This window comes from Ravibacter arvi (assembly GCF_039540405.1).
GTDB lineage: Bacteria > Bacteroidota > Bacteroidia > Cytophagales > Spirosomataceae > Ravibacter > Ravibacter arvi.
Map to the genome: position 1 here is coordinate 97854 of NZ_BAABEY010000032.1, position 22814 is coordinate 120667.

Below are 22814 nucleotides of genomic sequence, written 5' to 3' on the forward strand. Positions count from 1 at the left end.
GGATTGATAAATATTAAATCGTTAGCTGAGAGATATGAATTCGTCTGTTTTACGGATGACCCTGCCGGGGTTTCCTACTACCACGGTATAGTCGGGAACATCCCGGATTACTACTGCGCCCGCCCCGATCGTGCACCACTTCCCTATCCTGACGCCCTGTATCACGCAGGCTCCTATTCCGATATGCGTCCCTTCACCCACTGCTACATCACCGGCCAGCGCCGCATTGGGCGAAATATGTACGTAATCGGAAATACGACACTCGTGGTCCGCCGAAGCGTTGGTATTGATAATACAATGGCGCCCGATCCGGGTCTCCGTATGAATGGTGGCGCCGCTCATCACTACTGTTCCGGCCCCGACTATCGCGCGGGGCGATACCCAGGATCTGGGGTGTATAAGTACCGGATATATATTCCCGGGATGCGCCATTGCAATACGTGCACGGGTTCTATTATTCCCGATCGAAATGACCATCGGCGCCCGCGCCGGCACTTCGCGCATAACGGGATAGCCCGCCACGAGCGTGATGCCCGGGTCTGCGTCAATAAATCCGCCAACCGGAATACCGAGCTGTTCGGCAATTTCCAGGATTACCTTTCCGTGCCCGCTGGCTCCGAATAGGAACAATTTTTCCTGTTTATCCATTTCCTTTAAATACTTCCATCGTGGCCTGTCCGGCCTGTGAGATTCCCTCTCTGACTACTACCTTTTTCAGGGTAAGCCAGAGTATTTTCATATCCAGTCCGAAGGTCATGTGATCTACATACCAGACATCATATTCGAACTTTTGCTGCCAGCTGATCGCATTTCTCCCGTTTACCTGCGCCCAGCCCGTTATGCCCGGCCGTACCTCATGTCTCCTCGCCTGTCTTTCGTCGTACAAAGGCAGGTACTGCACAAGTAAAGGGCGCGGACCTATAAGCGACATATCCCCTTTCAATACGTTAATCAACTGGGGAATTTCGTCGAGAGAGGTCTTTCTCACCCAGGCGCCTATGCGCGTCAGCCGTTCCGCATCGGGGAGCAGCTCTCCGTTACTACCTTTTCTATCGTTCATCGTTTTGAATTTAACGATACGAAAGATCCGGCCGTTCTTTCCCGGGCGCATCTGGAAAAAGAAAGGTTGTCCGCCATTGGCAAAGAACAGACAGAAGGCCACCACAATTAACACTGGTGACAGCAACACAAGGCAAAGTAATGCAATAAGAAAATCAGCAAAAGGTTTTATAAGATACCGATACATTATAATGGAGACTAACCTATGATCCTGTATTCTGCACTAACAAATTTCTATATTCTTCCAACAAAGCGGCCCAAATTACACTTTGCTCATAACGGGATGTGATCATATCACGGGCATGTTGCTTCAGCTTATCATAATCAACCCGATGCTCCAATACATACTTCATTGCGCTTTGCAGTGCCTCCTGGTCTTTGGGCTCGACAATCATACCGTTCTTCCCTTCTTCTACGATTTCGTTACAACCGTTAATATTGGATACAATTGCCGGCAACTCCATAGCTCCGGCCTGCATCACAACATTCGGAAACCCTTCCCGGTAGCTGGGAAAAACGAGACAATCGCTTATAGCGAAGAAAGGACGCACATCTGATTGATAACCTGCGAAGATAATGTCGGGATTAGTATTAATCTCTCTTTCTGTGTCAGGTAAAAGCGGGTCCAAATCTCTTTCAAAATTACCAATGAGAAGAAGCTTAACTCCGGATTTGAGAGTAACGCTTTCTCCCCCCGGTATATGCGGATCGCCGGATCCGCTCTTTCCCTGACCCGTCATTTTACTAAACGCACCCACCAACTCGTTGATCCCCTTATCGCCCACCATTCGGCCTACAAAAATAAAAACGAAGTCATCGGGCTGTATCTGGAGAGAATGCCTGAGCTGCTGACAATAAGCCTCCGAAAAATGGGCAGCACAAAACCGGGTAGTATCAATACCATTCGAGCTTCCATTACCTATGACTTTAAGCTTCTCGGCCCTGGTGTATCTATTCTGAATGATAATATTGAACAAACCATATGAATTGGGGTATACTCGGGTAGCACAAGCGTAGGTTGCTTTTTCAACTACATTTAAGAGCACTCTTTTAATCCCCTTTGCTTCCAAAAGCGGCAACCCTGCTACGGTGTGTAAGCGATGCGGTACTCCCGCCAGCCTTGCAGCCAGCATACCCGCTATCCCGGCTTTTGGCGTATGGGTATGAACAATTTGCGGCTTCTCCCGTCTGAAAAAAAAAAACAATTTCCAAACAGACTTTAGATCCTTCAGGGGAGAAATGGTACGGGTCATCTCAACAGGCACGACACGGACTCCCTCATTTTGTGCCGCCTCCTGCAATTCAATGCCGGGAGAAGAGACCCCCACCACTTCAAAAGCATTCTCATGCATAAAACGAAGCTGTCCCTTCAAAAGCGTTTTCAAAGAAACCGGAACCGTTGTAATCCTAATAAGTTTAGGTCTGGAGTAATCTTCCATAAACATCAATATATTTACCAACCATGATCTCTATATCAAATTCTTGTGCTCTTCCCGCGCATTGAGTGGCTATCCTACCATATAATTCCCTATCACTGTATAAAGACACAATATTTTCGCCGAGTTGCCTGACGTCGCCCTGCTTAAATAGCATTCCGTATCCATTTACGATTTCTCTGAGTCCGGGAACGTCCGATGCGATAAAAGGTTTTACAGCCATACCTTCAATACTGGACAAAGACAACCCTTCATACACTGATGAAAGAATAACAATATCGCTGGTCTTCAATAACCTGGGAACATCGTCTCTTAAACCCAAAAACAACACCCTATCCTGCAGATTCAGCTCAGCAACCAATTTGATGTTATCCTCCATTAATGGTCCTTCTCCGACCAACAACAATTTCACCTTTTTGTCCAAGCCCCTGATAGCCCTAATTACCGTTGGCTGGTCCTTCGGGTATCTGAAACTGGAAACTTGAATTAAAATGATAGAACTCTCATCGAAAAAATCAGATTTCGGATATGGTAGCGCATCTCTAAAACTAGTCAAATTAACTCCGTTATTAATAACCCGAAAGGAGGAGACGTTCTCCATTCCCAAATGAGATTTAAGCTTCTTGTCTACCTCATCGGCTATAGTTATTATGGTATCCACCTTCCGATAGATAAACCGGTCAATTAGCTTTAATAAAGCATTCGCCCGTCTTCTATTATTAGTACTATGCTCCGTATATACAATTTTAATCGAAGAAAAACTTATCAGTTTCGCCAGAACAACCCAGTATAAACTTGGAAAGAGATGAACATGCGCAATATCATTATTCCTCAAAAAAGGAATCAGTTTAAAAATAAGCATGGGGTTATATACAGAACCCTTAGTCAAACAGTAATGATTTCCTTCGTGAGTTTTCTCTAATTGGTCCACTAACAATGTAGGCTTGTTCAAGAGGTAGACTACCTCCGGCACTATACCATTCTTCCGATAAAACGGAAGGCTATCAATCAACAATTTTTCAGCTCCGCCTACATTCAAACTCGTTATTATCTGAACAACCTTCATTTAGTCAATGTCTTGAACCAACGATTAAAATCGAAATTATCGAAAGAACTTGCTTTCGGTTTCAATTTCCTCACTTCCTTTAAACCAAACAATAAAGCCTCAACAGACTGTTTAGCCACCACAACGCCGTTGTCCTGATTAACTATTCCGTTAAAATCTACACAATCAGTAACTAATACGGGCTTATTCAACGCAATATTCTCCAAAACAACATTTGGGAATCCTTCCTTTACAGAGGACAGGACAAAAGCATCAGCGTTAGAAAAGTATTTATAAGGATTTTGCTTATATCCTAACAAAAAAACGTTTTTACTTAGCTTCAGTTCAGAAATTAAGCTCTCCAGGTAATTCCTGTAACCAGGCTCAACCGACTCCTCCCCTATAATATGTAATTCCGTTGAGGGAAACTCTCTGACGTGCATTTCAAAGGCACGTATAAGGAAATCAAATCCCTTGGCAGAATACAAAGATCCGGCGGCAATGAAAACAAACGAAGAAGTAACTTTCGTCACCGCTTCGTTCGCCATCCTCTTAATAGTCTCTAAATCAACGATATTTGAAATTAATACTACCTTCTCAGGTTTCGCCTTATAGAAAGAAATTACCTCATCTCTCATGCGTGCAGTCTGCGCAATAATTGCCGTAGAAGTATTTAAAAGTTTTCCGGCAAAAAAATCCATCACCTTCCCTTTTACCCCGCCCGTGCCGAGTCTGTTACTTGGCAGGCTCGGAATCCGCGTAATCTTGGCAAAACTAAATACTCCGATTTTCTTTAAAAATAAAATAGGTAATGATAAGTGCAAAGCACTTGTGAATACAATAGACGGTCTAATCTCTCTAATGAGTTTAAAAACCTCCGGAAATGCCCCTTTAACATCTGAATACCCCAATTGATAGAGTTTTATGCGCTTATTTAAAAGAGTTGCATAATTGGAATGTCTGGTACACACAATAAGATAAATATCAAAATCAGACTCGTTTATAGAGTTGATAATGTTCAGCATATTTTTTTCCGCTCCACCCGTGCTAAAAGAAGGTGTAATAAACAAAATTTTCATCGATGAATTAACGACTAGTTGAAAGGGTATTACCTCTATACCTTCCGATTAATATAGTCCAGGGTAGCATCCTCTTTAGGGACAATCCTACACGGGTTTCCAAGCACAATACTATTAGGCAAAACATCCACATTCACGAATGAATTCGGAGCTATTAAGACATTATTTCCAATACTAACCTTTCCGACTACGACTGCATTCGCGCCAATGTAGACACTATCCCCAATTGTAGGAGCACCTTTTCTATCGCCACGATTTGTTCGACCAATCGTGACGCCCTGAGATATGTTACAATTTTCTCCAATGATACTCTCTCCATTGACAACTATGGTACCGAAATGTCCGATATAAAAACCCTTTCCTATTTTTGTATTGTATTCTATTTGAATGCCATACCATCTCGATAAAAGTCGCCAAAGAAATTTAAAAAGAAAGCTGATGACGGGTATCCGATTTTGAATTACTCTCAAGACAAATGTGTATCTAAATCCCGGAATAAATAACCCTTTTAGCAAAGCGAGTTTCCCCTTTATGCCATAGCGGAATAAATCATATTTATACATAACGTTGAGTATTTACTTAATTATTTACCGGCCTGTAAGAATCCGGATTTATCCATATAAGCAACTGACTATCTAAACTTTATGCTTTTGAATACATATTCGTGAGATATTCAATTATAGTACCCGGCATAATTTGCTTAAAGTACGCTTATATCATACTATATTTTAAAGACCTGTGCTTCTCCAACTTTCAAGCAGGGTCTCACTATTAACCGTCTATTGATCAAATATTTTTAGCAAAAGGTAATCGATTGGAGTAGCAACTCCGGCGCGGCATATTCGTAACGAACGTCCTCAACTTATATCATTTCACTCCAAACCGTACGCCTTATATAGTCCGTATATGATATAATTATTCTCACCACTTTTTCCGAAACATTGGGCATGGAATAGTCGGCTACCTGCCGAAAATTCCTGGATTTTCCCGTTTGCTGCTGCTGCAGCTGCACGAGCCCCTGCATGATCCGTTCCGGTGAAAGCCCGACCATCATAACACTTGCTTCTTCCATCGCTTCAGGCCGTTCATGCGCCTGGCGTATATTGAGCGCTCTGAAATTTAAAATAGAAGACTCTTCGGAAATAGTGCCTGAATCCGAAAGAACCGCATAGGCATGCATCTGCAGCGCATTGTAGTCATGAAACCCAAGAGGCTTCAAAAACTGAATCTCCGGCCTAACCATCACTTGCTTTTTTTCAATCATATTACGCGTGCGCGGATGGGTAGACACAATAATGGGGTATTGGTACTTCTCTGCAATAGCATTCAAAGAATCCATGAGGCTATTGAAATTCCTATCCGAGTTGATGTTCTCCTCCCGATGTGATGAAACCACAAAGTATTTGCCGGCTTCAAGACCCAGCTTAGTCAATACCGCCGACTTTTGGATCTCAGGCAGGTAGTGGTGAAGAACTTCAAACATGGGGGAACCGGTTTTAATCACCCGGTCTGCCGGCAACCCCTCCCGAAGCAGGTATTCCCGCGCAATGTCACTGTAGGTCAGGTTAATATCAGAAACGTGATCCACTATTTTGCGGTTGGTTTCTTCCGGCACGCGCTGGTCAAAGCAACGGTTTCCCGCTTCCATATGAAAAATAGGAATGTGACGCTTTTTGGCAGGAATGGCGCACAGGCATGAATTCGTGTCACCCAGCACGAGAAAAGCTTGTGGCTCAAGCTGCTCCAGCAGGGAGTCTATTTTGATCAGGATATTACCGATAGTTTCGGTAGCCGTCTTTCCAGCTGCCTCCAGGAAATAATCGGGCTTCCGGACTCCCAGGTCTTCGAAAAAAATCTGATTGAGCTCGTAATCATAGTTTTGCCCCGTATGGACCAGGAAATGCTCAATAGCATCGGAATTATCCAGCGCGTTCAGCACACGTGAAAGCCGGATAATCTCCGGTCTGGTTCCAAGTACGGAAACTACTTTTAGTTTTTTCATTCTTTTATGCTGTAATATTCTAAACTTCAACGAAATAAGTATCTGCATCCTCCGGATTATAAGGCTCGTTAATCCAGAAATTTGTATAAAGGGTTTCCTCACCTATATTCCGGATATTGTGCGTATACCAGATCGGCATATCCACGTAAGCCGGCTCGTTGCCGTCCAGGTAAAAATCAAAAACCTGATCGGTTCCGATCTTTCTCAGCTGAATCAACGCTTTCCCTTTAATCACGGCGAAGCGTTCAATTTTGCGCGTATGGAAGTGGTTACCCCGCGTAACTCCGGGAACCGTCGTTGAAAAAGAAACCTGTCCGCCGATTCCAAGCCGGATCACCTCCACAAACGACCCTCTCGGATCGGTGTGTTGTGTGAACTTCACAGGAAAAAAATCATTATGATCTATAAAGGACCGAAACGTATTGAACAGATTGATTTCAAAGGTGCTCTTCAAATCCGGGATTTCGCCTTTATTAAAGTAGAGATCACGGTAGCCGACCAATAACCCAAGCACATCGGAAACCTTATAACTCGCTGTCGGTTCAATCATGAGGTTTTCCTGGTGAGTATTATCCCTGATCTCCCTGATGATGCGGTCTACCAGTTCCTGTACATAAATCAACCCCACCAGCCCGTCAACCGCTATGGACGGCTGCTCTCCGTGCGTTAGCTGATAACAAAAAGTTGCAATGAACGAGTTATAAAATGGCTTGCCAAAGGCCCCGAAAACGTTAGGAATTACCAGGCCCAGCGCCTTTCCTCCACTCTCCCGGGCCCATTCTGCTATAGCTTCCCGGCCCGCTTTCTTGGATCGGCCGTAGTGGTTATCCCTTTCTTCCTGTGTCGAAGATGAAATAATAACCTGGGCTCCGGACCCGGTTCTCCTGAGCGAAGCGACCAGCTCGGTAGCCAGCTTTACGTTGGTCTCGTAGAGATAATCCTGGCTGTCATGCCGGTTTAAAGCTGCCAGGTGTACAATTACGTCACATTGCGCGACAAAGGCATCCAATTTGTCCTCATCTTCAAAAAAAGACCGTTCAAAACAGACCCGTTCAAATTCATCCGGGTACAGACCCAGCGTATTGTAAAGGTGATTACCAACGAAACCGTTTCTACCGGTTATTCCTACCTTCATATTCTATTCTTTAACGTCAAGATCCAATTCTAATCATGTCCGGCTTGATCCAGTATCCGGTTTTTAAAATAGGGCAACGGGTAGGTATAGTCGTCGTTTACCGCGTCGCCGATAGAAGAGTCGGCGAAAACGAGCAATTCACTCCCTTCTTCAAGTGCCCGGAAAGCCGTACCGTATCCCGGGGACAAATGCAGTACCCGGTGATCCGCTGCCGAAAGCGTGAATCTTTCAACGGGTAAATCAGGGGACGCCTCCTCCCAATTGTCAATTCTTACAACATCAACAACAAAACTGCCCGACAGGACATAAAACCAGCGCTGCTCTGTCCTGTGAGCCCGCCAACCGCGGACAAGTTGTGTATCCGAGTTTTTGATTGTGTAGAAGCGCCTGACCGGCGACATGTCAAAATCATTCACAAACCGGATCTCCCCTCTCCAATCCTTCCCGATCCCACCTTCTATAAATTTCATCTTCCCGACTATTTTACAAAGGAAATTGCAACGCCTCCTCGCCAAAAACTTCCCTACGGATCAACGGAAGCGTCGATATCAATCTCTTCAATCCTTCTACCCCCTGCTGTTCTGTGTTATGCGAGTGGTAATCTTCAATTTTTGAGATATCGCGTTCTCCTTCAGAAAAATATTTTGCGTAGTTCAAGTCCCGGTTATCTGCCGGGATCCTGTAAAAATCACCCATATCTTCCGCTTTCAGCATCTCTTCTCGCGTGCAAAGGGTTTCATAGAGCTTTTCACCGTGCCTGGTACCAATAACCTTTACCGGAACTTCTTTCCCGGTCAGATCAATAAGAGCTTTCGCCAGATCACCGATAGTACCGGCGGGCGCCTTATTCACAAACAAATCCCCGGGATTGGCATGTTCGAAAGCAAATAGTACCAAATCTACCGCATCTTCCAGCGACATAAAAAACCGGGACATATTGGGGTCCGTCACCGTAATAGGCTCACCTTTCTGGATCTGCGATAAAAACAGGGGAATCACCGAACCCCGCGAAGCCATTACATTTCCATACCGGGTGAGGCAAACGACTGTATCCTTCAGGCTTCGCGACTCCGCTACTGCAACTTTTTCCATCATTGCTTTGGAAATTCCCATAGCATTGATGGGGTACGCAGCTTTATCGGTAGAAAGACAGATCACTTTTTTTACACCATTCGATGCAGCGGCCCGAATCAGATTCTGGGTACCGACTACGTTGGTCTGAACCGCCTGCATTGGGAAAAACTCACATGACGGCACCTGCTTAAGCGCGGCGGCATGAAACACATAGTCGACCCCCCTCGTAGCAGGTTCAACACTCGTGTAGTCCCGAACATCGCCTATGTAGTATTTGATCTTATCGTTCTTGTACAAATTCCGCATATCGTCCTGCTTCTTCTCATCGCGGGAAAAAATACGGATTTCGCTAAAATGATCTGTATACAAGAATCTGGTCAGCACCGCAGTTCCGAAAGAACCGGTACCACCGGTAATAAGAAGTGTTTTATTTTGAATGTTTTGCTGCATAATAATTAACAAAATAATCTTCAGCCCTCTCAGAACCCGCTTGCGCATCAGGCTTGTAATGCGCGACGAAAATATTATTTCCTGATAAACCTATCGTCTTCCTGCTTGAGAAGATAGTTTCTTTTCTCCTCATAACTAAGCCCCTTGGTATTCATATTATACTTCAACATCCTCTCTTCCAGCCCTGCCACCTCGCCAATTACCCTGGCAGGATTACCACCGACAATTCCGACGGAGAACTCATTTAAATATAAAATCCAAAACTTTTTCAGCCTCAATCCGGTAGTTAAAACTGTCCAAAGCCACCTGTCGTCCTTTCATACCAATTATTTTGGCCTGATCATAATTATCCAATACCCACAATAGCTTGTCTGCAAAGTCCGTAAAATTGTCAGGAGCGGCATATACAATATCTTCACGATCCTTCAGGTAAAGTCGAAAATCACCGACATCAGTAATTACGACCGGATTTGCTGTCATCAGGTACTCGCCTAACTTAGTCGGAAAACCGTACTTAGCTTGCATATTTTGAGGTCGGGATAAGGCCAACACTTTAGCCTCCGACAAAAACACCGGCATTTCATCCGCCGAAATCATCCCGGTTATCAGAACATTATTTTCAATCTTCAATGTTTTGAGTAAGGCATAAACATTCTCCCTTGTGACGCTACTTTCAAAGTCTCCTATAAGCGTTAGCGTTGCATCCTTATACCGGGTCAACACAATTTGAAAGGCCTTGAGCAAATCGCTTATACCATCCTTTTTCTCCGAAATAGTACCGCAATAAGCTATTGTGGATTTACGCTTGTCTCCTCTGACGCTATCAAAACGAGTAGAATCTACTATCATATTGATAGTCTGAACCTTTTCTCTTGCAATCCCAAACTCATCTACAAAAAATTCAGAAAGCGACGGAGTTATTGGCATCACACCATCAATTCGGCGACAAAATTTGCCAAACAGCCAATATTGAATTTTTCCCACGAGTCCGTTTCTCTCTGTATGTATCCGGGGATGCTCGGTTATTTCATTATATATGCGAATGTTCCTCTTCAAACAAAATAAGTACCACGGATTTATCGTACCGTACAAAAGCACGGTATCATCCTTCTTGAGTCTCAAGACAAATAACAGTAACGCAAATCTGAGGAATACATTTCTCAGGTATTTATTTGACGGACAATACTTCTCCCACAAATACAAGAATTCCACGTTCAAAAAACTCTGCTCTACCCTGTCTTTCTTATAATTAGGAAAAACAAAAACGACTTTAGTATCTACTCCCAGCTCACCATAACCCTTCGAAAATGCCAAACTACGATTTATGGAAGCAATATTAGGCTCATAACAATTTCTTATAATATAAACTTTCTTTACTTCCATACGTTAACCAGCCTATAATTCAGAATTCCCAATAGAAACAACATTGGAGATAATAAAAAGGGTGAATATATAAAGCAATTTGACTGAGTCATTGTCAACAGAAAAACAATCAAAGAAACAAATGTGGCATACTCAACTCTGTAGTAACGACGACGTTTGTATTTAACAAAAATAAGTTTAATAAAAGAAGCAAAAAACAGCAGATAGAGAGAAAAGCCAACTATGCCAAAGTCAAAAAGTAGTTGAATAAAATCATTATGCGCAAGTACCCCTATGTATCGCCTGGTGCTCATGTACCCGTGCCCGAAAAGCATTTGCAAGAAATCAGACTCCATAAAAATATCCAGAAGCCGACTATAAATCTCATTTCTGCCGTTCCCACCATCCTGAGATAATCTTTCAAATCTGCTGACAACATTTTCACCTATAAGTTGAAACAGAGATGTACTCAGATAGACAAGAACCGGAACAAAAATAAGGACATACCATTTGAACAATCCCTTTAATTTTCCTTTTATATCGGATACAAAAATATAGTAAACAACTAAAGCGATCAGCGTTGAAATAATAATACTTCTCTTATATGAAAGAAAAGAAACTATCAAAAACAAGAGTATCAATACCGCTCTCAGCAGCTTATTCCGATCTAGCAAAAAAACAAAGGGAAAGAAAACGATAGTGTTAAATAAAACATCATTCCCCATTTTTATGGTACTAATGATGTCATGTGTATAATAGTAATAAAAAGTCTGAGCAATTACAGGTATTATTAAAAACAAGGAAAAATAATAAATAAACATATACAGTTTATCTGTATTTAAGCTACCAATCTTACTCCCCAATCCAAAACAAAATACCCACAAGGAAAGCACGAAAGGAAGCACAGCCGTCCCTAGTGAAGCTGCGTTATCTACCAGAAAATAATAGGAAATAAAAAAATACAGGCAGTATATCACAAGTACTTAATTAACATTTTGTACCCGCTGATATGGCTTTCTCAGGAAGAAAAGAAAATAAGTAAATATTAACACGAAAGCAAAAAAAATAACATCTCCTCCGGCTATCGTCTGATCTTCTAAAAAGCTCCTGAATCCCTCTTTAAGGTTTTTGTATGTGATATAAATAAAGCTAACAATTATCAGCGTAATCATTAGTTTCTCATACAAAGAGAATCTACTCTTATTGTTATATGCTATTGAGCTCATAATTCTCTATGAAAATTATTTCCCTTCTCTTTTCGCAAGCTGCTTATTTGAAAAATAATAGCAGCCAGTCACGATTATAAGTAAATAAAATATTGCACCAATCATTGGCACTACCGATACTCCATATATTGCAGACAAGTAATATTTCAGCACAAAAGAAAGCGGCGTGTAAATAGAAAACAGGATAATCTGCACTCTTATTTCACCTAAGGCATTCAAAACCATAAAGTAGGGAGAAATAAACGATAGCAAAATCTGCATTACCGATATCCAGAATAGCACCGGAAGTGAAAACTCAAAATCAGGTCCCAACCATATCCTGAAAAGAAACTTAGCCGATAAAAGTCCCACCAGTACCAGCAAAGTAGAAATAGAAACCATTATAAGAGACATACGCCTGGTATTATCCCTCACCCACTGAACATCTCCTCTAGCAATTGCCTCTCCATTTGCGCCCCATAACGGCGCTGAAAGGATAGCCACGACTGCTGAAAAAATAGCTGCAACCTTGTATATTATCGAATAAGACCCTGCCTCGGCAAGACTACCTGTCCTTGCAACGATAAAAGTATCCATTGAAAGCCCGAGGGTCGTCAAAACAGACAGAATACAAAAAAATATACCCAGGGACAATAGTGATTTTGCTGTTTCAGGCTCAAATAACCTGAATGATATCCTTAAGTCTTTTCGTTGAAAACCAAAATAGACAAACATATTGGCCGCCGAAAAAAGAATAGGCAGAATTGAGGTAAATGCCAGTAGCGTTACTTTCCCCAGGTCTAATTTTGCAATAATTACAATAAAAACCAGGTTAACTATACAGCCGATAATACCCCAAATATCGCTCCGATATCCCTCCTGCAAAGCCAATTGCGTCCTTTGTATAATGGCAACCGGAATGGAAATCAGTTTGGGAATAACAATAACAAACACAATCGAAGCCGCTATATTAATCGTCTCCTGCGTTTGAGCATTCATTACCGACGCCCAATCCACCAACCAAAAAGCCGAGAAAAAAGCAGTCAGTAATATGAGCGCTACCAGGAATAATACAATATAGGTATTAGAAATTATCTTCCTGCAAAGCACGATATCGTCCTTTCCGTTCGCCTGGCTTAATTTAGTTTGTAGTCCATTGCCCAACCCCAGATCGCTAAATGCAAAAAGCGCGAAAAAAGTCGTAACGGCGCTCCATAAACCATATACCTCGGCGTTTAGATAATCGTAGGTTATCCTTAAGGTAATGAGCGGCACAGCCATCGTCAAAATCCTCAGCACGGCGGAGGTCAATGCAGTAAGCGCAATACGCCTTTTGCGTTCAAAAGAGCGGCCTTCCAGTGTCGAAGTGTTATAAGGCTTATGAAAAGCCGCCGTCAATATCGATTTATCTCTTAGTAATCGAAGCATCATTAATAATTACAAACCAAATTCTTCGATCTCCGGTATACCGGCCTTGCACATGATCAACTCATTTCAAGTTCGTCCAATACCATTTTACCGCCTCCCTTAGGCCGTCCCGTATGGAATGAGAGTATTTGTACCCCAATAGGCGTTGCGCCTTCTCTACTGAGGCCAGTGAATGAGGGATGTCTCCCTGTCTGCCGGGACCGTGAATGATTTCCACACCGGCAATCTCCGGGTCATATTCAGACAAAAGCTCCTTCAGGTAGTCTACCAGCTGGTTTAAGGTAGTACGATCGCCCACCGCCGTATTATAAACGGTATTGACCGCCGCCGGATTATCCGTCGATATGGCCAGTTCGTTCATTTGAATCACATTGTCGATGTAGGTAAAATCACGGGAATAATCACCGGCTCCGTTGACTACCGGACTTTCGTGCTTCATCAGCTGCATGACAAACTTCGGAATTACAGCTGCATACGCTCCGTTGGGGTCCTGTCGACGGCCGAATACATTGAAATAACGTAAGCCGATTGTTTCAATCCCGTATGTCTTGGAAAAAATCTCGGCATACAGCTCATTCACATACTTGGTGATTGCGTAGGGAGATAGGGGCTTTCCGATTTTATCCTCTACTTTGGGAAGACTTTCCGAGTCGCCATAGGTGGAAGAGGAAGCCGCGTAGACAAACCTTTTCACAGAAGCATCACGTGCGGCCACCAGCATATTCAAAAAGCCCGACACATTTACGTCATTGCTTGTAATCGGGTCCTTAATAGAACGCGGTACCGATCCGAGAGCAGCCTGGTGCAGTACATAGTCAGCGCCTTCAACCGCCTTCCGGCAATCATCTATATTCCGAATATCCCCTTCAATGAGTGTGAAGGCAGTATTTTCCTCGTGCCGGGCAATATTATGGCGATAACCGGTGGCAAAGTTATCCAGCACTGTTACTCTGTATCCTTTGTTTAAAAAGTGTTCCGTCAGGTTGGAACCAATAAAGCCGGCACCGCCGGTAATGAGAATTTTTTTCATTTTTTCTTATAATCTTGCATCTACTAATTCCCTGGGCAATACCCCCTTCACATCGTATATCACTTTGTTTTCCTTACACAGGCCAGCCAGTTCCAAGGCTTCAAACTCTTTGTGGGCCACCCCCAAAATGATTGCATCAAAGTCTGTCATCTCAGTTAACTGATTAACACAATCCCAGCCGTACTCATGCTTTACTTCGGCCGGGGATGCCCAGGGATCATATATCGTAACCCGGGTCTCGTAGCTCTCCAGCGTAGCCAGGATGTCGACCACCTTGGTATTGCGCACGTCCGGGCAATTTTCCTTAAACGTGATCCCCAATACCAGGATTTTTGCATTTTTAACCGGAATATCTTTCCTAACCATGAGCCGTATAACCTCATGCGCCACGTATTCCCCCATGCCATCGTTCAGCCGACGGCCAGCGAGTATAATCTCAGGGTGGTAGCCCACTTCCTGTGCTTTTTGTGCCAGGTAATAGGGATCTACGCCAATACAATGGCCGCCTACCAGGCCTGGCTTAAATTTAAGAAAGTTCCATTTAGTCCCGGCGGCCCGTAAAACATCATCGGTGTCGATGTTCAGGCGATTGAAAATCTTCGCCAGCTCGTTAACAAAAGCGATGTTGATGTCGCGTTGGGCGTTTTCTATTACCTTCGCCGCTTCGGCAACTTTTATGCTTGCAGCTTTGTGAGTACCTGCTACGATCACAGAACGATACAAATTATCGACCTTCTCTGCCGTTGCTTCATCAGATCCGGAAGTAATTTTCAATATGTTGGCTACCGTATGCTCCTTATCCCCGGGATTGATCCGCTCCGGCGAATAACCAGCAAAGAAATCCACCCTGTATTGTAACCCGGAAACGCGTTCCAATACGGGTACACACTCTTCCTCGGTTACTCCCGGGTATACGGTGGACTCATAAATGACAATATCATCGGGCTTCAGCACTTTGCCTACAGTTTCGCTGGCTCTGTAGAGCGGCGTAAGGTCCGGTCGGTTGTACCTGTCTACCGGGGTAGGCACGGTGACTATATAATAATTGGCTCCGGCGATGTTCTCGAGGTCACTGGCAAAAAAAAGTCCTTTGCCTCCCGGCTCGTCTGCCAATACAGCTTTCAATACTTCCTCACTTACTTCAAGCGTCCGGTCGTGTCCTTTTTTCAGCTCCCCTACCCGCGATTCATTTATATCAAAACCTGTAACCGGGTATTTTTTTGCGAATTCTACTGCAAGCGGTAGCCCTACATAGCCAAGACCGATAACTGCAATTCTGGCGTTATTCATTTATTTTGTTTACGTTGATTTTGTTGGTTGTAAGCTATTTTTTCTGTCACTATTTCCATCTTTACACCTTCTCCAGTTCCGCCTTTCTCTCATCTACATACACGATAACCTTTAGCGCATCTATAAAGACCTGGAGCCTGCTGCCTCGCTTTTCTACGATCTCGCCTTCCAGCGAATCCAGTACTCCGCCTTTTACCTTCACCCGGTCGTTCACATCAAACCCGCATATAGAAACGCACTCATGGTCAAAATTGGCCAGTATCTCCCGAAGGCCTTCAATCTCGGCATCCCGCACTACTGCCGGTTTCCCGAGCCAGAAAAGATAGCGTACCACGCCAGGTACCTCGAAAACCTTGTAATGCTCTTTTTCTGTAAGCCGCACAAAACAGTAAGATCTGAACAGGGGTTCCTCTACCCAAGTGTAACGGTCCGACCATTTACGTCTTGTTCTCTGTACAGGGCAATATACTTCCAGGCCCTTCCGCCTCAATCCTTCAGCCACCTTCTTTTCAAAACGAGATTTGGTATAAAGAACGAACCAGTTCATAGCGCCCATATCCCCGGATTTTTACCATTGTTGTTATTCCCCCTTACGGCTTCGCCCTTTCAGTCCCATATTCGGACCCGGTGGCAATAGTTGTCAGGAAAGAAGTATGCGTATGACTATCAGACTCATGGCCCGACCAAAAAGATCAAGGCGATCATGATAAGCTCAGGAATGCAGCCGGCAGAAAACCCTCTCGAACGGAAAGATCAAAATGTTCCCCTCCCCGAACGGGACGATGGGATATACTCAGAAGCTATACTCTTTACCTGTCTTTTCACAATCGCTGATATCATAGAATGAATTCTACAATTAATACTACCCGCCACCCCGTTCGTAACACGCTCCGACCCGGGGTCTTTGACATTTAATATTTAAATAAAATGCCGGCGGAGCAAAAAGGGATGCGAAAAATACGCCCGGCAACAGGAGATCCGTCCGCTGCGGCCGGGATGACGGACCCGTGGGGCGGAAAGACCGGCTAATGGCCGGAATGATAGCCCCGACCATTAGGCAATCTCCCTAATCAGCTCTGCCTGACCTTCGCCTTTAGCTCCTTGCCTTTCCTGGCCAATTGATCGATCACGGAACGTGGCTTAGATTCCTTGTCTTCCGAATAGTAACCATAGCCGTAGCCTCCATAACCGTAACCATAACCATAACCGGCGCCATAATTGACCGCGTTGAACACCACCGAAAGGTTTTTAAACCGCTTCTGGCGAATCAATAACCGGATATTCTTCATATGGTCACGCAAGGTATAATTGTGCCTTACGAGGTAAAGCGTGGCGTCCACGTATTCGCTGATGAGAGAAGCATCCGTAACCAGCCCGTAAGGTGGTGAGTCTATCAATATATAGTCATAGCGCTCTTTCAACTCCTCGATCAAAACAGGAAGACGGCCGTTGTTCAGAAGCTCCGACGGGTTAGGCGGTATCGGCCCCGAAAGCATCACCTCAAACAGCTCGTGTACCCCCGACGGCTTGATCAGCCCCGCAGCGTCACCTTTGGTGATCAGGTAATTGGTAAGCCCCTTGTCGTTGATCATTTTCAGGTTGGTATGCACGGTGGGTTTGCGCAGGTCAGCACCCACCAGCAGCACCCTTTTGTCGGAATAAGCCAGGCTGGCTGCCAGGTTAATACTTACAAAGCTCTTCCCTTCTCCCCCTATGGAGCTGGTAAGCATGAGCACCCTGCCTGAGCCATCACCCAGGTACTGCAGGTTGGTTCGCAACGCTCTAAACTGCTCAGCTACCGCCGACCTGCTCGTGGTTTTGATTACAACATCTCCGAGTCCGGGCTGTCCTGATTGCTTCATCCGGCCAATCTCACCCACTACCGGCGCACCGCTAAGTCGCTCTACTTCTTCACGACTCTGCACCGTATTGTTAAGCATCATCAGCAGGTTAATTAACAATATCGGAATTGCCATCCCGGCCAACAGAGCTCCCAAACCAATAAGGCTCTTTTTCGGCTTTACCGGGATATTGCTTCCCCGGGGTGCGTCAACCAACCGGCTGTCCGTCACGGTCGAGGCAAAAGCCAGGGCTGTCTCCTCCCGCTTCTGGAGCAGGTAAAGGTAAAGGTTCTCTTTGATCGTCTGCTGCCGCTTGATACCCACATATTCGCGCTCCTTTTGCGGAAGGCTCCGCAAGCCGGCCGAGAAGCGGGTATTGATCCCCTCCAGGTTCTGCCGCGTCATGTCGAGACCGCGGCGCATGTTCTGAAGGTTTTCCCGGATCGATTGCCGCGTTTGCGCCACCTGCGTATTCACCGTCTCCATAATGGGGTTATCGGGCTGCAGCGTACGGGCATATTTCTCCTTTTGCAGGTTAAGCTCCGAATACCGGTTGAGCAACGAAACCAGCATAGGATCATTAATCAGGTAGGTGGCGGGCGCCACAGCGCCATCACCGCTGCGACTGATATAACTTTCAACTCCCTCCAATACCCGGATCTGGGTATTGACCTCGTTGAGCTTGGAGTCATTCTCCTTCATATTTTCGAGGAAAAGCTGCGATTCGGCACTCACATCGGTAAGCCCCTTTTGACTCTTATACACCTCCACGTCCTTTTCAACGTCGCCCAACTCGCTGGTAATAAGGCCCAAACGCTCTTCAATGAAGGCCAACGTATTGCTTGCTTCCGTATTTTTATCGGTAATGGAAGAGCCTACGTACACGTCCAGCAGCTTATTGAGGACATCGATACCGCGCTGCGGTGAGGTATCTTCAAAATCCAGCTCCAGTACGGTACTGTTTTTGTTCGACTGCGCAACCGAAAGATTTTTCAGCATATTTTCTACCAGCCGCTCCGGCTTCCTGAAATGCACCGTTACCTCGTCGATTTTTGCATCTCCCGTGCTGTCCCGGAATACCCGTAAGGTGCCCCAGTCCGTATAATAGAGCTTGCCGAATTCGCGCAGCTCGTCATCCTGAGGAATGTTGTAAAAGTCCTTATCCACCAATTCGATCTCCATAGGATCTTCGTAGGCCTTCTCGCTTACCACCTCGGTTACCACCCGGAAAGGACTCTTCTTATAGATATCTATCGTCTTGAGGCCGCTTGAAATGCTATAGCTTACTTCCAGTTTGAGGTCTTTGATCACTTGTTCCATCAGGTTGCGGGAACGGAGAATCTCAATCTCATTTTCCACCAGCTTATTCCCTGAAAAAGAGCTCAGTTCCGAAAGAATATCGTCGGCGCCGGCCCGGACTCCCTTTTTCTCGTCCTTAATCAGAAGCGAGGCTGTACTTTTATAGACCGGCTGCGTAACCTGGAAGTAATACCAGGCCGCTGCCGCCGCCAGGCCAATAAAAAAGGGAAAAAGATACCAGTATCGCAGGTAACGCTGGACGTACTCCCCCAGGTTAAACTCTTCTTCTGTAGAATTGCGCTCCTCGAAGCCGTTCAATTCGGTTGTATTCATAACAGGCTAATGATACGGATTAATGCTATAAAACGCGGGTCAGTATAATGGCGATCACCGAAAGGCTGCTTAATACAAGCGGTAGGATCTGCAGGGTACGATCAGAACTGGTAACCCTGGCTTTGGTCGGTTCTACATAAATCACGTCGTTTTTATGCAGGTAGTAATACGGTGAATCGAATAGTTCCCGTGAGGTAAGATTAACCTTGCCGTAGGTCCGGACCCCATTCTCTTCCCGAATCACCATCACGTTGTCCCGCCGGCCATAAATAGTCAGATCTCCGGCCAGGCTGAGCGCCTCAGGCAACGTGATCCGCTCCTCCGGCACGACAAAAACAGACGGGTTCTTCACCTCGCCCAGCACAGAAATCTTATAGCCTACAAAACGCACCGCAACCGTCGGCTCCTTGAGATATTTCTCCAGCATGGTGCGGATCGTTTTGCTGGCCAGATCGGTCATCAGGCCATCCACCTTAACTTTGCCAATGAGCGGCACATCAATATTGCCCTCTTCGTCTACCACGTATCCGATCGGCTGGATTCTTCCTCCCGCCCCTCCTGCAGCACCGTAGTTCAAATGCGCAGCCGTGGCCATATTCCTTACGTTAAAAATCTCATTCGCCTCGGGGTTTAAGCTCCCGACCACCACAGATAGCACGTCGCCGGACTGGATCAGCGGAATATAGGCCTGCATCCCTTTTCCCCGCTGCGGATTATCGGGAGATTCCTGGAAATAGGTTACCTCTTTTTGAGAAATACAGGAAGCAATGAATAGAGAATACGCCAGCAATACTGGTAATGCAGTCAGGTGACCCCTGAAGTACGGCCAAATTTTTTTTTTCATGTAGGTACTCAATCGATGTGGATGACAAAGCTCTGGATCATCCGGGCGTGGGAAACCCGGAGCCGGCTTTGCTAAAACAAGTAAAATTACAAAAAGTCATGTTAAGGACAACATCCGCCCACGACGGCAATCTTTCCGGAAACTATCGGGACACGCGCAAACCCGTACCACGGCAGCCCCGGGTAATCTTTAATAAAATGCACTCTGTTTCGATGTCGACTATAGAATTATTTCGAACACACATAAACACTTTCTCCGGTATTGAAAAGATTCATCAGTCAGTTAAAGTACAATTATTCGACTCAACAATAGTGCAAACATAACAGATGCAACCGATTTCCCCAGTGTCAAAGTAGAGAAATTTCATTATTAAAAAAAACATAATCCCTTAGCTCCTGCAACTCCATCGCCTTCGCCAGTGCCTTTACGTGGCGAAGATCATGCGCGTCGCTGCCGACAAACGTTACCAATCGTTGCTTCAGGAGCCAACGGGCCATTTTCCGAACCCCCGAGCCATACTGACCCGTCAACGACAGCGCATTGAGCTGCAGCTCGCAGCCCTGCTCTTTCAGCTGCTGGTAGATCTCCGGGGTAGCATGAAAGTAGGTATACCGTTCGGGATGAGCCAGCACCGGTCGATAGCCATAGCCTATAACGGAAAACAGGGTGTCTGTGGTATTCATTAGCGGTGTGGTATAAGGCAGCTCCACCAACAAACGGTTGCCCGGTAAGGTAAGCAGCTCTCCATTCCCGCGGAGGAGCTCCATGAAATGCTCGTCGATAAAGTACTCTGCTGCGGCATCCAGCCTGATATCAATCCCGTTCTCGATACAGGCTTCCCGCACTTCTCCCAGGCCCTTGGTGATTATTTCGGGTGTGTTCTTATAGCTGTCCCACATGATATGCGGCGTGGTAACCAGGTGGTTAAACCCCTGGGCGGCCATCTGCCGGACCATCTCCACCGAATCGGCCATCGTCCGGGCCCCGTCATCAATCCCCGGGATCAGGTGCGAATGAAGATCAAAAGTCACCCTTTCTTGTTGCGGAGCTTTTTTTTGCCCCCAGGAGAAAATTTTATGAAACATTGTTTTTGTAAAATGATACATCGACCCATCCCCGTCATCACATCTCCTCATCACCACACCTCCCTACCCACATCATCGGAGCCCGCAACTTAGCAAATAAATATTTCCCGGGAATAGGTACCCTCAATTTTTCCCATACCCCGATCAAAACGCACAACCAGGGCCGTCCTACTCCTCATAAAAGGGAATGTCATGCATGCGAAGGAACTCCTTGATGACGCGGACGTGCACGCACCTGCCCACATTTAAAAAAGGGTAATTCGATACACGTTTCCTTACGCCGTCGGAGATTACCTCGCGGTTTACCTGGTCAAAGCCCAGGTGCAGGTGTTGCGTAGCACTCTGCATGCCGTATACCACCCCCCTGGTGTCAAAGAGAGGGCCGCCGCTTTGGCCCCGCAGGCCGGGGGTGCTCATTTCTATCCCGAAAATCCCATTCTGATCGGCCACCTGTCGTGTAATGATTCCGTCTATGGGAAAGCCGGGAGTAGCTACACGGCCTTCCTGAGACCATTCTATATCGTCGATTTCGCGGTTGAGCCGGTAGTTTGTAAACTCGGGGAACGGATACCCCAACCGGCATAAGCTTCTGCCGGGACGGACTTTCTGCTCGTCTTTCAGAAACCTGGCAAATTTCCTGTACCTGATTTCCGAGTAACCCACAAAACGGATGATTGCCAGATCATACACAGGATGCCGGTGGATAACCAGCCTGTAGTCGCCCGAAACACTTTCGGGGAAACTGTTTTTTACACGAATCAGCACATCGTGCTTCAGACCATATTTCTCCTCGAGCCGGCGCTTCTCGAGTTGGGCGGTGCGTTCCCGCTCAAACAGCCGGTATTCCCGTTTAAAGCCCAGGTACTTCCCATACACGGCTTCACCGTTTACAAGGTTCTCGGCAACGTGGCGGCATGTCACAGCACAGCCCTGCTCATTCACGAAAAACATGGTCGCTGTTTCGGGAATAATCTCGGCGCTGCCGTAATAACGTGAAATAAAATGGATGGCTCGGGTAAACTGGTCTACTTGCTCTAACGCGTCAACAAACATAAGGTATTCCTGCTGCAGGGCACAAATAAACCTCTAAGATAGGCGTTCGGAAGGGGCCGGCAAAACAGAAATCCTAGGGGCAGACAATTTTATAGAAGGTATAGCTGACATTAACGCCCAGGAAATAATAGATATCTTTCAATGCCGGGTTTCCATTTCCGAATTTGTCGGGTACCACTTCTTTTCCGCCAAAGTTGTCGAGATAGTCGGTAAAAGTTTTTCTCGCACTGAATTCCACACCCACCCCCCAGGGCCTTTTTACCTGGTATTTCAGTCCTACCCCAAAGGGGATAACCAGGGTTGACGTCTTGTAGGAGCCGTTATCCGGCTTGGGCCTGAAGAGCGCATACCCGATTCCTCCCATTACGTACGGTGTCCAATTGAGCGCTTTCCTGCTGTCCCGGTAGTCCAGGAAATTATATTCCGTGGCCAGGTTTCCCTCGAGAACCAGGGTTTTGAACGAAAGGTCACGCTGCTGCTGAAACGCATTGTCGGCATTGCGGTCGGCGGCGGCGATACCTCCGCCCAGGAACTCTGCCCGGAACGAGAATCCGTTTTTCAGGTTATAGCGCGCAAAGAGATTGCCTGCTGGGCGAAAATTTCTGATTTGCAGCTTCCTCGCTATGTCCCCGGTGTAGTTCATGCCGCCCACACCGGCCCCTACTTCCCATTTCTGCCCGAAAACTGTCGGCAAAGGGGCTATCAGAAATCCGGCAAGAAGAGCAAAGAGGAGGTATATACGGTGAAACACAACAAATATGAAC

General features: G+C 45.7%; 21 protein-coding genes. All 21 read right to left on the reverse strand.

Going from position 1 to position 22814, the window contains the following annotated elements:
- Positions 1 to 21: 21 nt before the first annotated feature.
- Positions 22 to 648, reverse strand: coding sequence for an acetyltransferase (locus tag ABD852_RS18515; protein WP_345031595.1), 627 nt, complete (start codon positions 646 to 648; stop codon positions 22 to 24).
- Entirely contained in the window at positions 641 to 1246 is a 606-nt protein-coding gene (locus ABD852_RS18520; RefSeq protein WP_345031596.1) for a sugar transferase, read from the reverse strand. Before ABD852_RS18520 ends, ABD852_RS18515 begins: the two co-directional genes overlap by 8 nt.
- A gap of 16 nt (positions 1247 to 1262) precedes the next feature.
- On the reverse strand, positions 1263 to 2498 hold the full coding sequence (locus tag ABD852_RS18525) for a glycosyltransferase family 4 protein (RefSeq protein WP_345031597.1): 1236 nt from the start codon (positions 2496 to 2498) through the stop codon (positions 1263 to 1265).
- The gene (locus ABD852_RS18530; protein ID WP_345031598.1) at positions 2476 to 3561 is read right to left on the reverse strand and encodes a glycosyltransferase; all 1086 of its coding nucleotides are present in this window, start codon (positions 3559 to 3561) and stop codon (positions 2476 to 2478) included. Before ABD852_RS18530 ends, ABD852_RS18525 begins: the two co-directional genes overlap by 23 nt.
- A complete protein-coding gene (locus ABD852_RS18535) occupies positions 3558 to 4619 on the reverse strand; it encodes a glycosyltransferase (protein WP_345031599.1) in 1062 nt (353 codons plus the stop codon). Before ABD852_RS18535 ends, ABD852_RS18530 begins: the two co-directional genes overlap by 4 nt.
- Before the next feature lie 35 nt (positions 4620 to 4654).
- Positions 4655 to 5182 carry a serine O-acetyltransferase gene (locus tag ABD852_RS18540; RefSeq protein ID WP_345031600.1) on the reverse strand — a complete coding sequence of 176 codons (528 nt, stop codon included), beginning with the start codon at positions 5180 to 5182 and terminating at the stop codon, positions 4655 to 4657.
- Positions 5183 to 5481: 299 nt separating this feature from the next.
- Entirely contained in the window at positions 5482 to 6621 is a 1140-nt protein-coding gene (gene wecB / locus ABD852_RS18545) for a non-hydrolyzing UDP-N-acetylglucosamine 2-epimerase (protein ID WP_345031601.1), read from the reverse strand.
- A gap of 19 nt (positions 6622 to 6640) precedes the next feature.
- Entirely contained in the window at positions 6641 to 7756 is a 1116-nt protein-coding gene (locus ABD852_RS18550) for a polysaccharide biosynthesis C-terminal domain-containing protein (protein WP_345031602.1), read from the reverse strand.
- Positions 7757 to 7785: 29 nt separating this feature from the next.
- Positions 7786 to 8226: a WxcM-like domain-containing protein gene (locus ABD852_RS18555; RefSeq protein ID WP_345031603.1), complete on the reverse strand. Its 441-nt coding sequence runs from the start codon at positions 8224 to 8226 to the stop codon at positions 7786 to 7788.
- A 13-nt stretch (positions 8227 to 8239) separates the two neighbouring features.
- Positions 8240 to 9280 carry a polysaccharide biosynthesis protein gene (locus ABD852_RS18560; RefSeq protein ID WP_345031604.1) on the reverse strand — a complete coding sequence of 347 codons (1041 nt, stop codon included), beginning with the start codon at positions 9278 to 9280 and terminating at the stop codon, positions 8240 to 8242.
- A gap of 240 nt (positions 9281 to 9520) precedes the next feature.
- Positions 9521 to 10663 (reverse strand): glycosyltransferase, encoded by a 1143-nt coding sequence (locus tag ABD852_RS18565; RefSeq protein ID WP_345031605.1) that lies wholly within the window; start codon positions 10661 to 10663, stop codon positions 9521 to 9523.
- On the reverse strand, positions 10654 to 11463 hold the full coding sequence (locus ABD852_RS23110) for an O-antigen ligase family protein (RefSeq protein ID WP_425568823.1): 810 nt from the start codon (positions 11461 to 11463) through the stop codon (positions 10654 to 10656). The genes ABD852_RS18565 and ABD852_RS23110 overlap by 10 nt, the downstream gene beginning before the upstream one ends.
- 420 nt (positions 11464 to 11883) lie before the next feature.
- On the reverse strand, positions 11884 to 13278 hold the full coding sequence (locus ABD852_RS18570; RefSeq protein WP_345031606.1) for a lipopolysaccharide biosynthesis protein: 1395 nt from the start codon (positions 13276 to 13278) through the stop codon (positions 11884 to 11886).
- A 58-nt stretch (positions 13279 to 13336) separates the two neighbouring features.
- A complete protein-coding gene (locus ABD852_RS18575; protein ID WP_345031608.1) occupies positions 13337 to 14305 on the reverse strand; it encodes an SDR family oxidoreductase in 969 nt (322 codons plus the stop codon).
- A 6-nt stretch (positions 14306 to 14311) separates the two neighbouring features.
- Positions 14312 to 15595 carry a nucleotide sugar dehydrogenase gene (locus ABD852_RS18580; protein WP_345031610.1) on the reverse strand — a complete coding sequence of 428 codons (1284 nt, stop codon included), beginning with the start codon at positions 15593 to 15595 and terminating at the stop codon, positions 14312 to 14314.
- 61 nt (positions 15596 to 15656) lie between these two features.
- Positions 15657 to 16151: a UpxY family transcription antiterminator gene (locus tag ABD852_RS18585; RefSeq protein WP_345031612.1), complete on the reverse strand. Its 495-nt coding sequence runs from the start codon at positions 16149 to 16151 to the stop codon at positions 15657 to 15659.
- Positions 16152 to 16665: 514 nt separating this feature from the next.
- Positions 16666 to 19068, reverse strand: a complete 2403-nt coding sequence (locus ABD852_RS18590) for a GumC family protein (RefSeq protein WP_345031613.1) — start codon at positions 19066 to 19068, stop codon at positions 16666 to 16668.
- 25 nt (positions 19069 to 19093) lie between these two features.
- Positions 19094 to 19912, reverse strand: a complete 819-nt coding sequence (locus tag ABD852_RS18595; protein ID WP_345031614.1) for a polysaccharide biosynthesis/export family protein — start codon at positions 19910 to 19912, stop codon at positions 19094 to 19096.
- Positions 19913 to 20259: 347 nt separating this feature from the next.
- Positions 20260 to 20997 carry a tyrosine-protein phosphatase gene (locus tag ABD852_RS18600; RefSeq protein ID WP_345031615.1) on the reverse strand — a complete coding sequence of 246 codons (738 nt, stop codon included), beginning with the start codon at positions 20995 to 20997 and terminating at the stop codon, positions 20260 to 20262.
- Between the two features lie 168 nt (positions 20998 to 21165).
- Positions 21166 to 22050, reverse strand: coding sequence for a S1 family peptidase (locus tag ABD852_RS18605; protein ID WP_345031617.1), 885 nt, complete (start codon positions 22048 to 22050; stop codon positions 21166 to 21168).
- Between the two features lie 73 nt (positions 22051 to 22123).
- A complete protein-coding gene (gene porG, locus ABD852_RS18610) occupies positions 22124 to 22801 on the reverse strand; it encodes a type IX secretion system protein PorG (RefSeq protein WP_345031619.1) in 678 nt (225 codons plus the stop codon).
- Positions 22802 to 22814: the final 13 nt, after the last annotated feature.

What these genes read in the sequence shown, in the direction of transcription:
- ABD852_RS18520 (WP_345031596.1), bottom strand. Translation starts at nt 1,246, where the DNA reads ATGTATCGGTATCTTATAAAACCTTTTGCTGATTTTCTTATTGCATTA.
- ABD852_RS18595 (WP_345031614.1), bottom strand. Translation starts at nt 19,912, where the DNA reads ATGAAAAAAAAAATTTGGCCGTACTTCAGGGGTCACCTGACTGCATTA.
- ABD852_RS18570 (WP_345031606.1), bottom strand. Translation starts at nt 13,278, where the DNA reads ATGATGCTTCGATTACTAAGAGATAAATCGATATTGACGGCGGCTTTT.
- ABD852_RS18575 (WP_345031608.1), bottom strand. Translation starts at nt 14,305, where the DNA reads ATGAAAAAAATTCTCATTACCGGCGGTGCCGGCTTTATTGGTTCCAAC.
- ABD852_RS18540 (WP_345031600.1), bottom strand. Translation starts at nt 5,182, where the DNA reads ATGTATAAATATGATTTATTCCGCTATGGCATAAAGGGGAAACTCGCT.
- ABD852_RS18550 (WP_345031602.1), bottom strand. Translation starts at nt 7,756, where the DNA reads ATGAAGGTAGGAATAACCGGTAGAAACGGTTTCGTTGGTAATCACCTT.
- ABD852_RS18530 (WP_345031598.1), bottom strand. Translation starts at nt 3,561, where the DNA reads ATGAAGGTTGTTCAGATAATAACGAGTTTGAATGTAGGCGGAGCTGAA.
- ABD852_RS18580 (WP_345031610.1), bottom strand. Translation starts at nt 15,595, where the DNA reads ATGAATAACGCCAGAATTGCAGTTATCGGTCTTGGCTATGTAGGGCTA.
- wecB (WP_345031601.1), bottom strand. Translation starts at nt 6,621, where the DNA reads ATGAAAAAACTAAAAGTAGTTTCCGTACTTGGAACCAGACCGGAGATT.
- ABD852_RS18525 (WP_345031597.1), bottom strand. Translation starts at nt 2,498, where the DNA reads ATGGAAGATTACTCCAGACCTAAACTTATTAGGATTACAACGGTTCCG.
- ABD852_RS18535 (WP_345031599.1), bottom strand. Translation starts at nt 4,619, where the DNA reads ATGAAAATTTTGTTTATTACACCTTCTTTTAGCACGGGTGGAGCGGAA.
- ABD852_RS18600 (WP_345031615.1), bottom strand. Translation starts at nt 20,997, where the DNA reads ATGTTTCATAAAATTTTCTCCTGGGGGCAAAAAAAAGCTCCGCAACAA.
- ABD852_RS18555 (WP_345031603.1), bottom strand. Translation starts at nt 8,226, where the DNA reads ATGAAATTTATAGAAGGTGGGATCGGGAAGGATTGGAGAGGGGAGATC.
- ABD852_RS18590 (WP_345031613.1), bottom strand. Translation starts at nt 19,068, where the DNA reads ATGAATACAACCGAATTGAACGGCTTCGAGGAGCGCAATTCTACAGAA.
- ABD852_RS23110 (WP_425568823.1), bottom strand. Translation starts at nt 11,463, where the DNA reads ATGTTTATTTATTATTTTTCCTTGTTTTTAATAATACCTGTAATTGCT.
- ABD852_RS18565 (WP_345031605.1), bottom strand. Translation starts at nt 10,663, where the DNA reads ATGGAAGTAAAGAAAGTTTATATTATAAGAAATTGTTATGAGCCTAAT.
- ABD852_RS18560 (WP_345031604.1), bottom strand. Translation starts at nt 9,280, where the DNA reads ATGCAGCAAAACATTCAAAATAAAACACTTCTTATTACCGGTGGTACC.
- ABD852_RS18515 (WP_345031595.1), bottom strand. Translation starts at nt 648, where the DNA reads ATGGATAAACAGGAAAAATTGTTCCTATTCGGAGCCAGCGGGCACGGA.
- ABD852_RS18585 (WP_345031612.1), bottom strand. Translation starts at nt 16,151, where the DNA reads ATGGGCGCTATGAACTGGTTCGTTCTTTATACCAAATCTCGTTTTGAA.
- ABD852_RS18605 (WP_345031617.1), bottom strand. Translation starts at nt 22,050, where the DNA reads ATGTTTGTTGACGCGTTAGAGCAAGTAGACCAGTTTACCCGAGCCATC.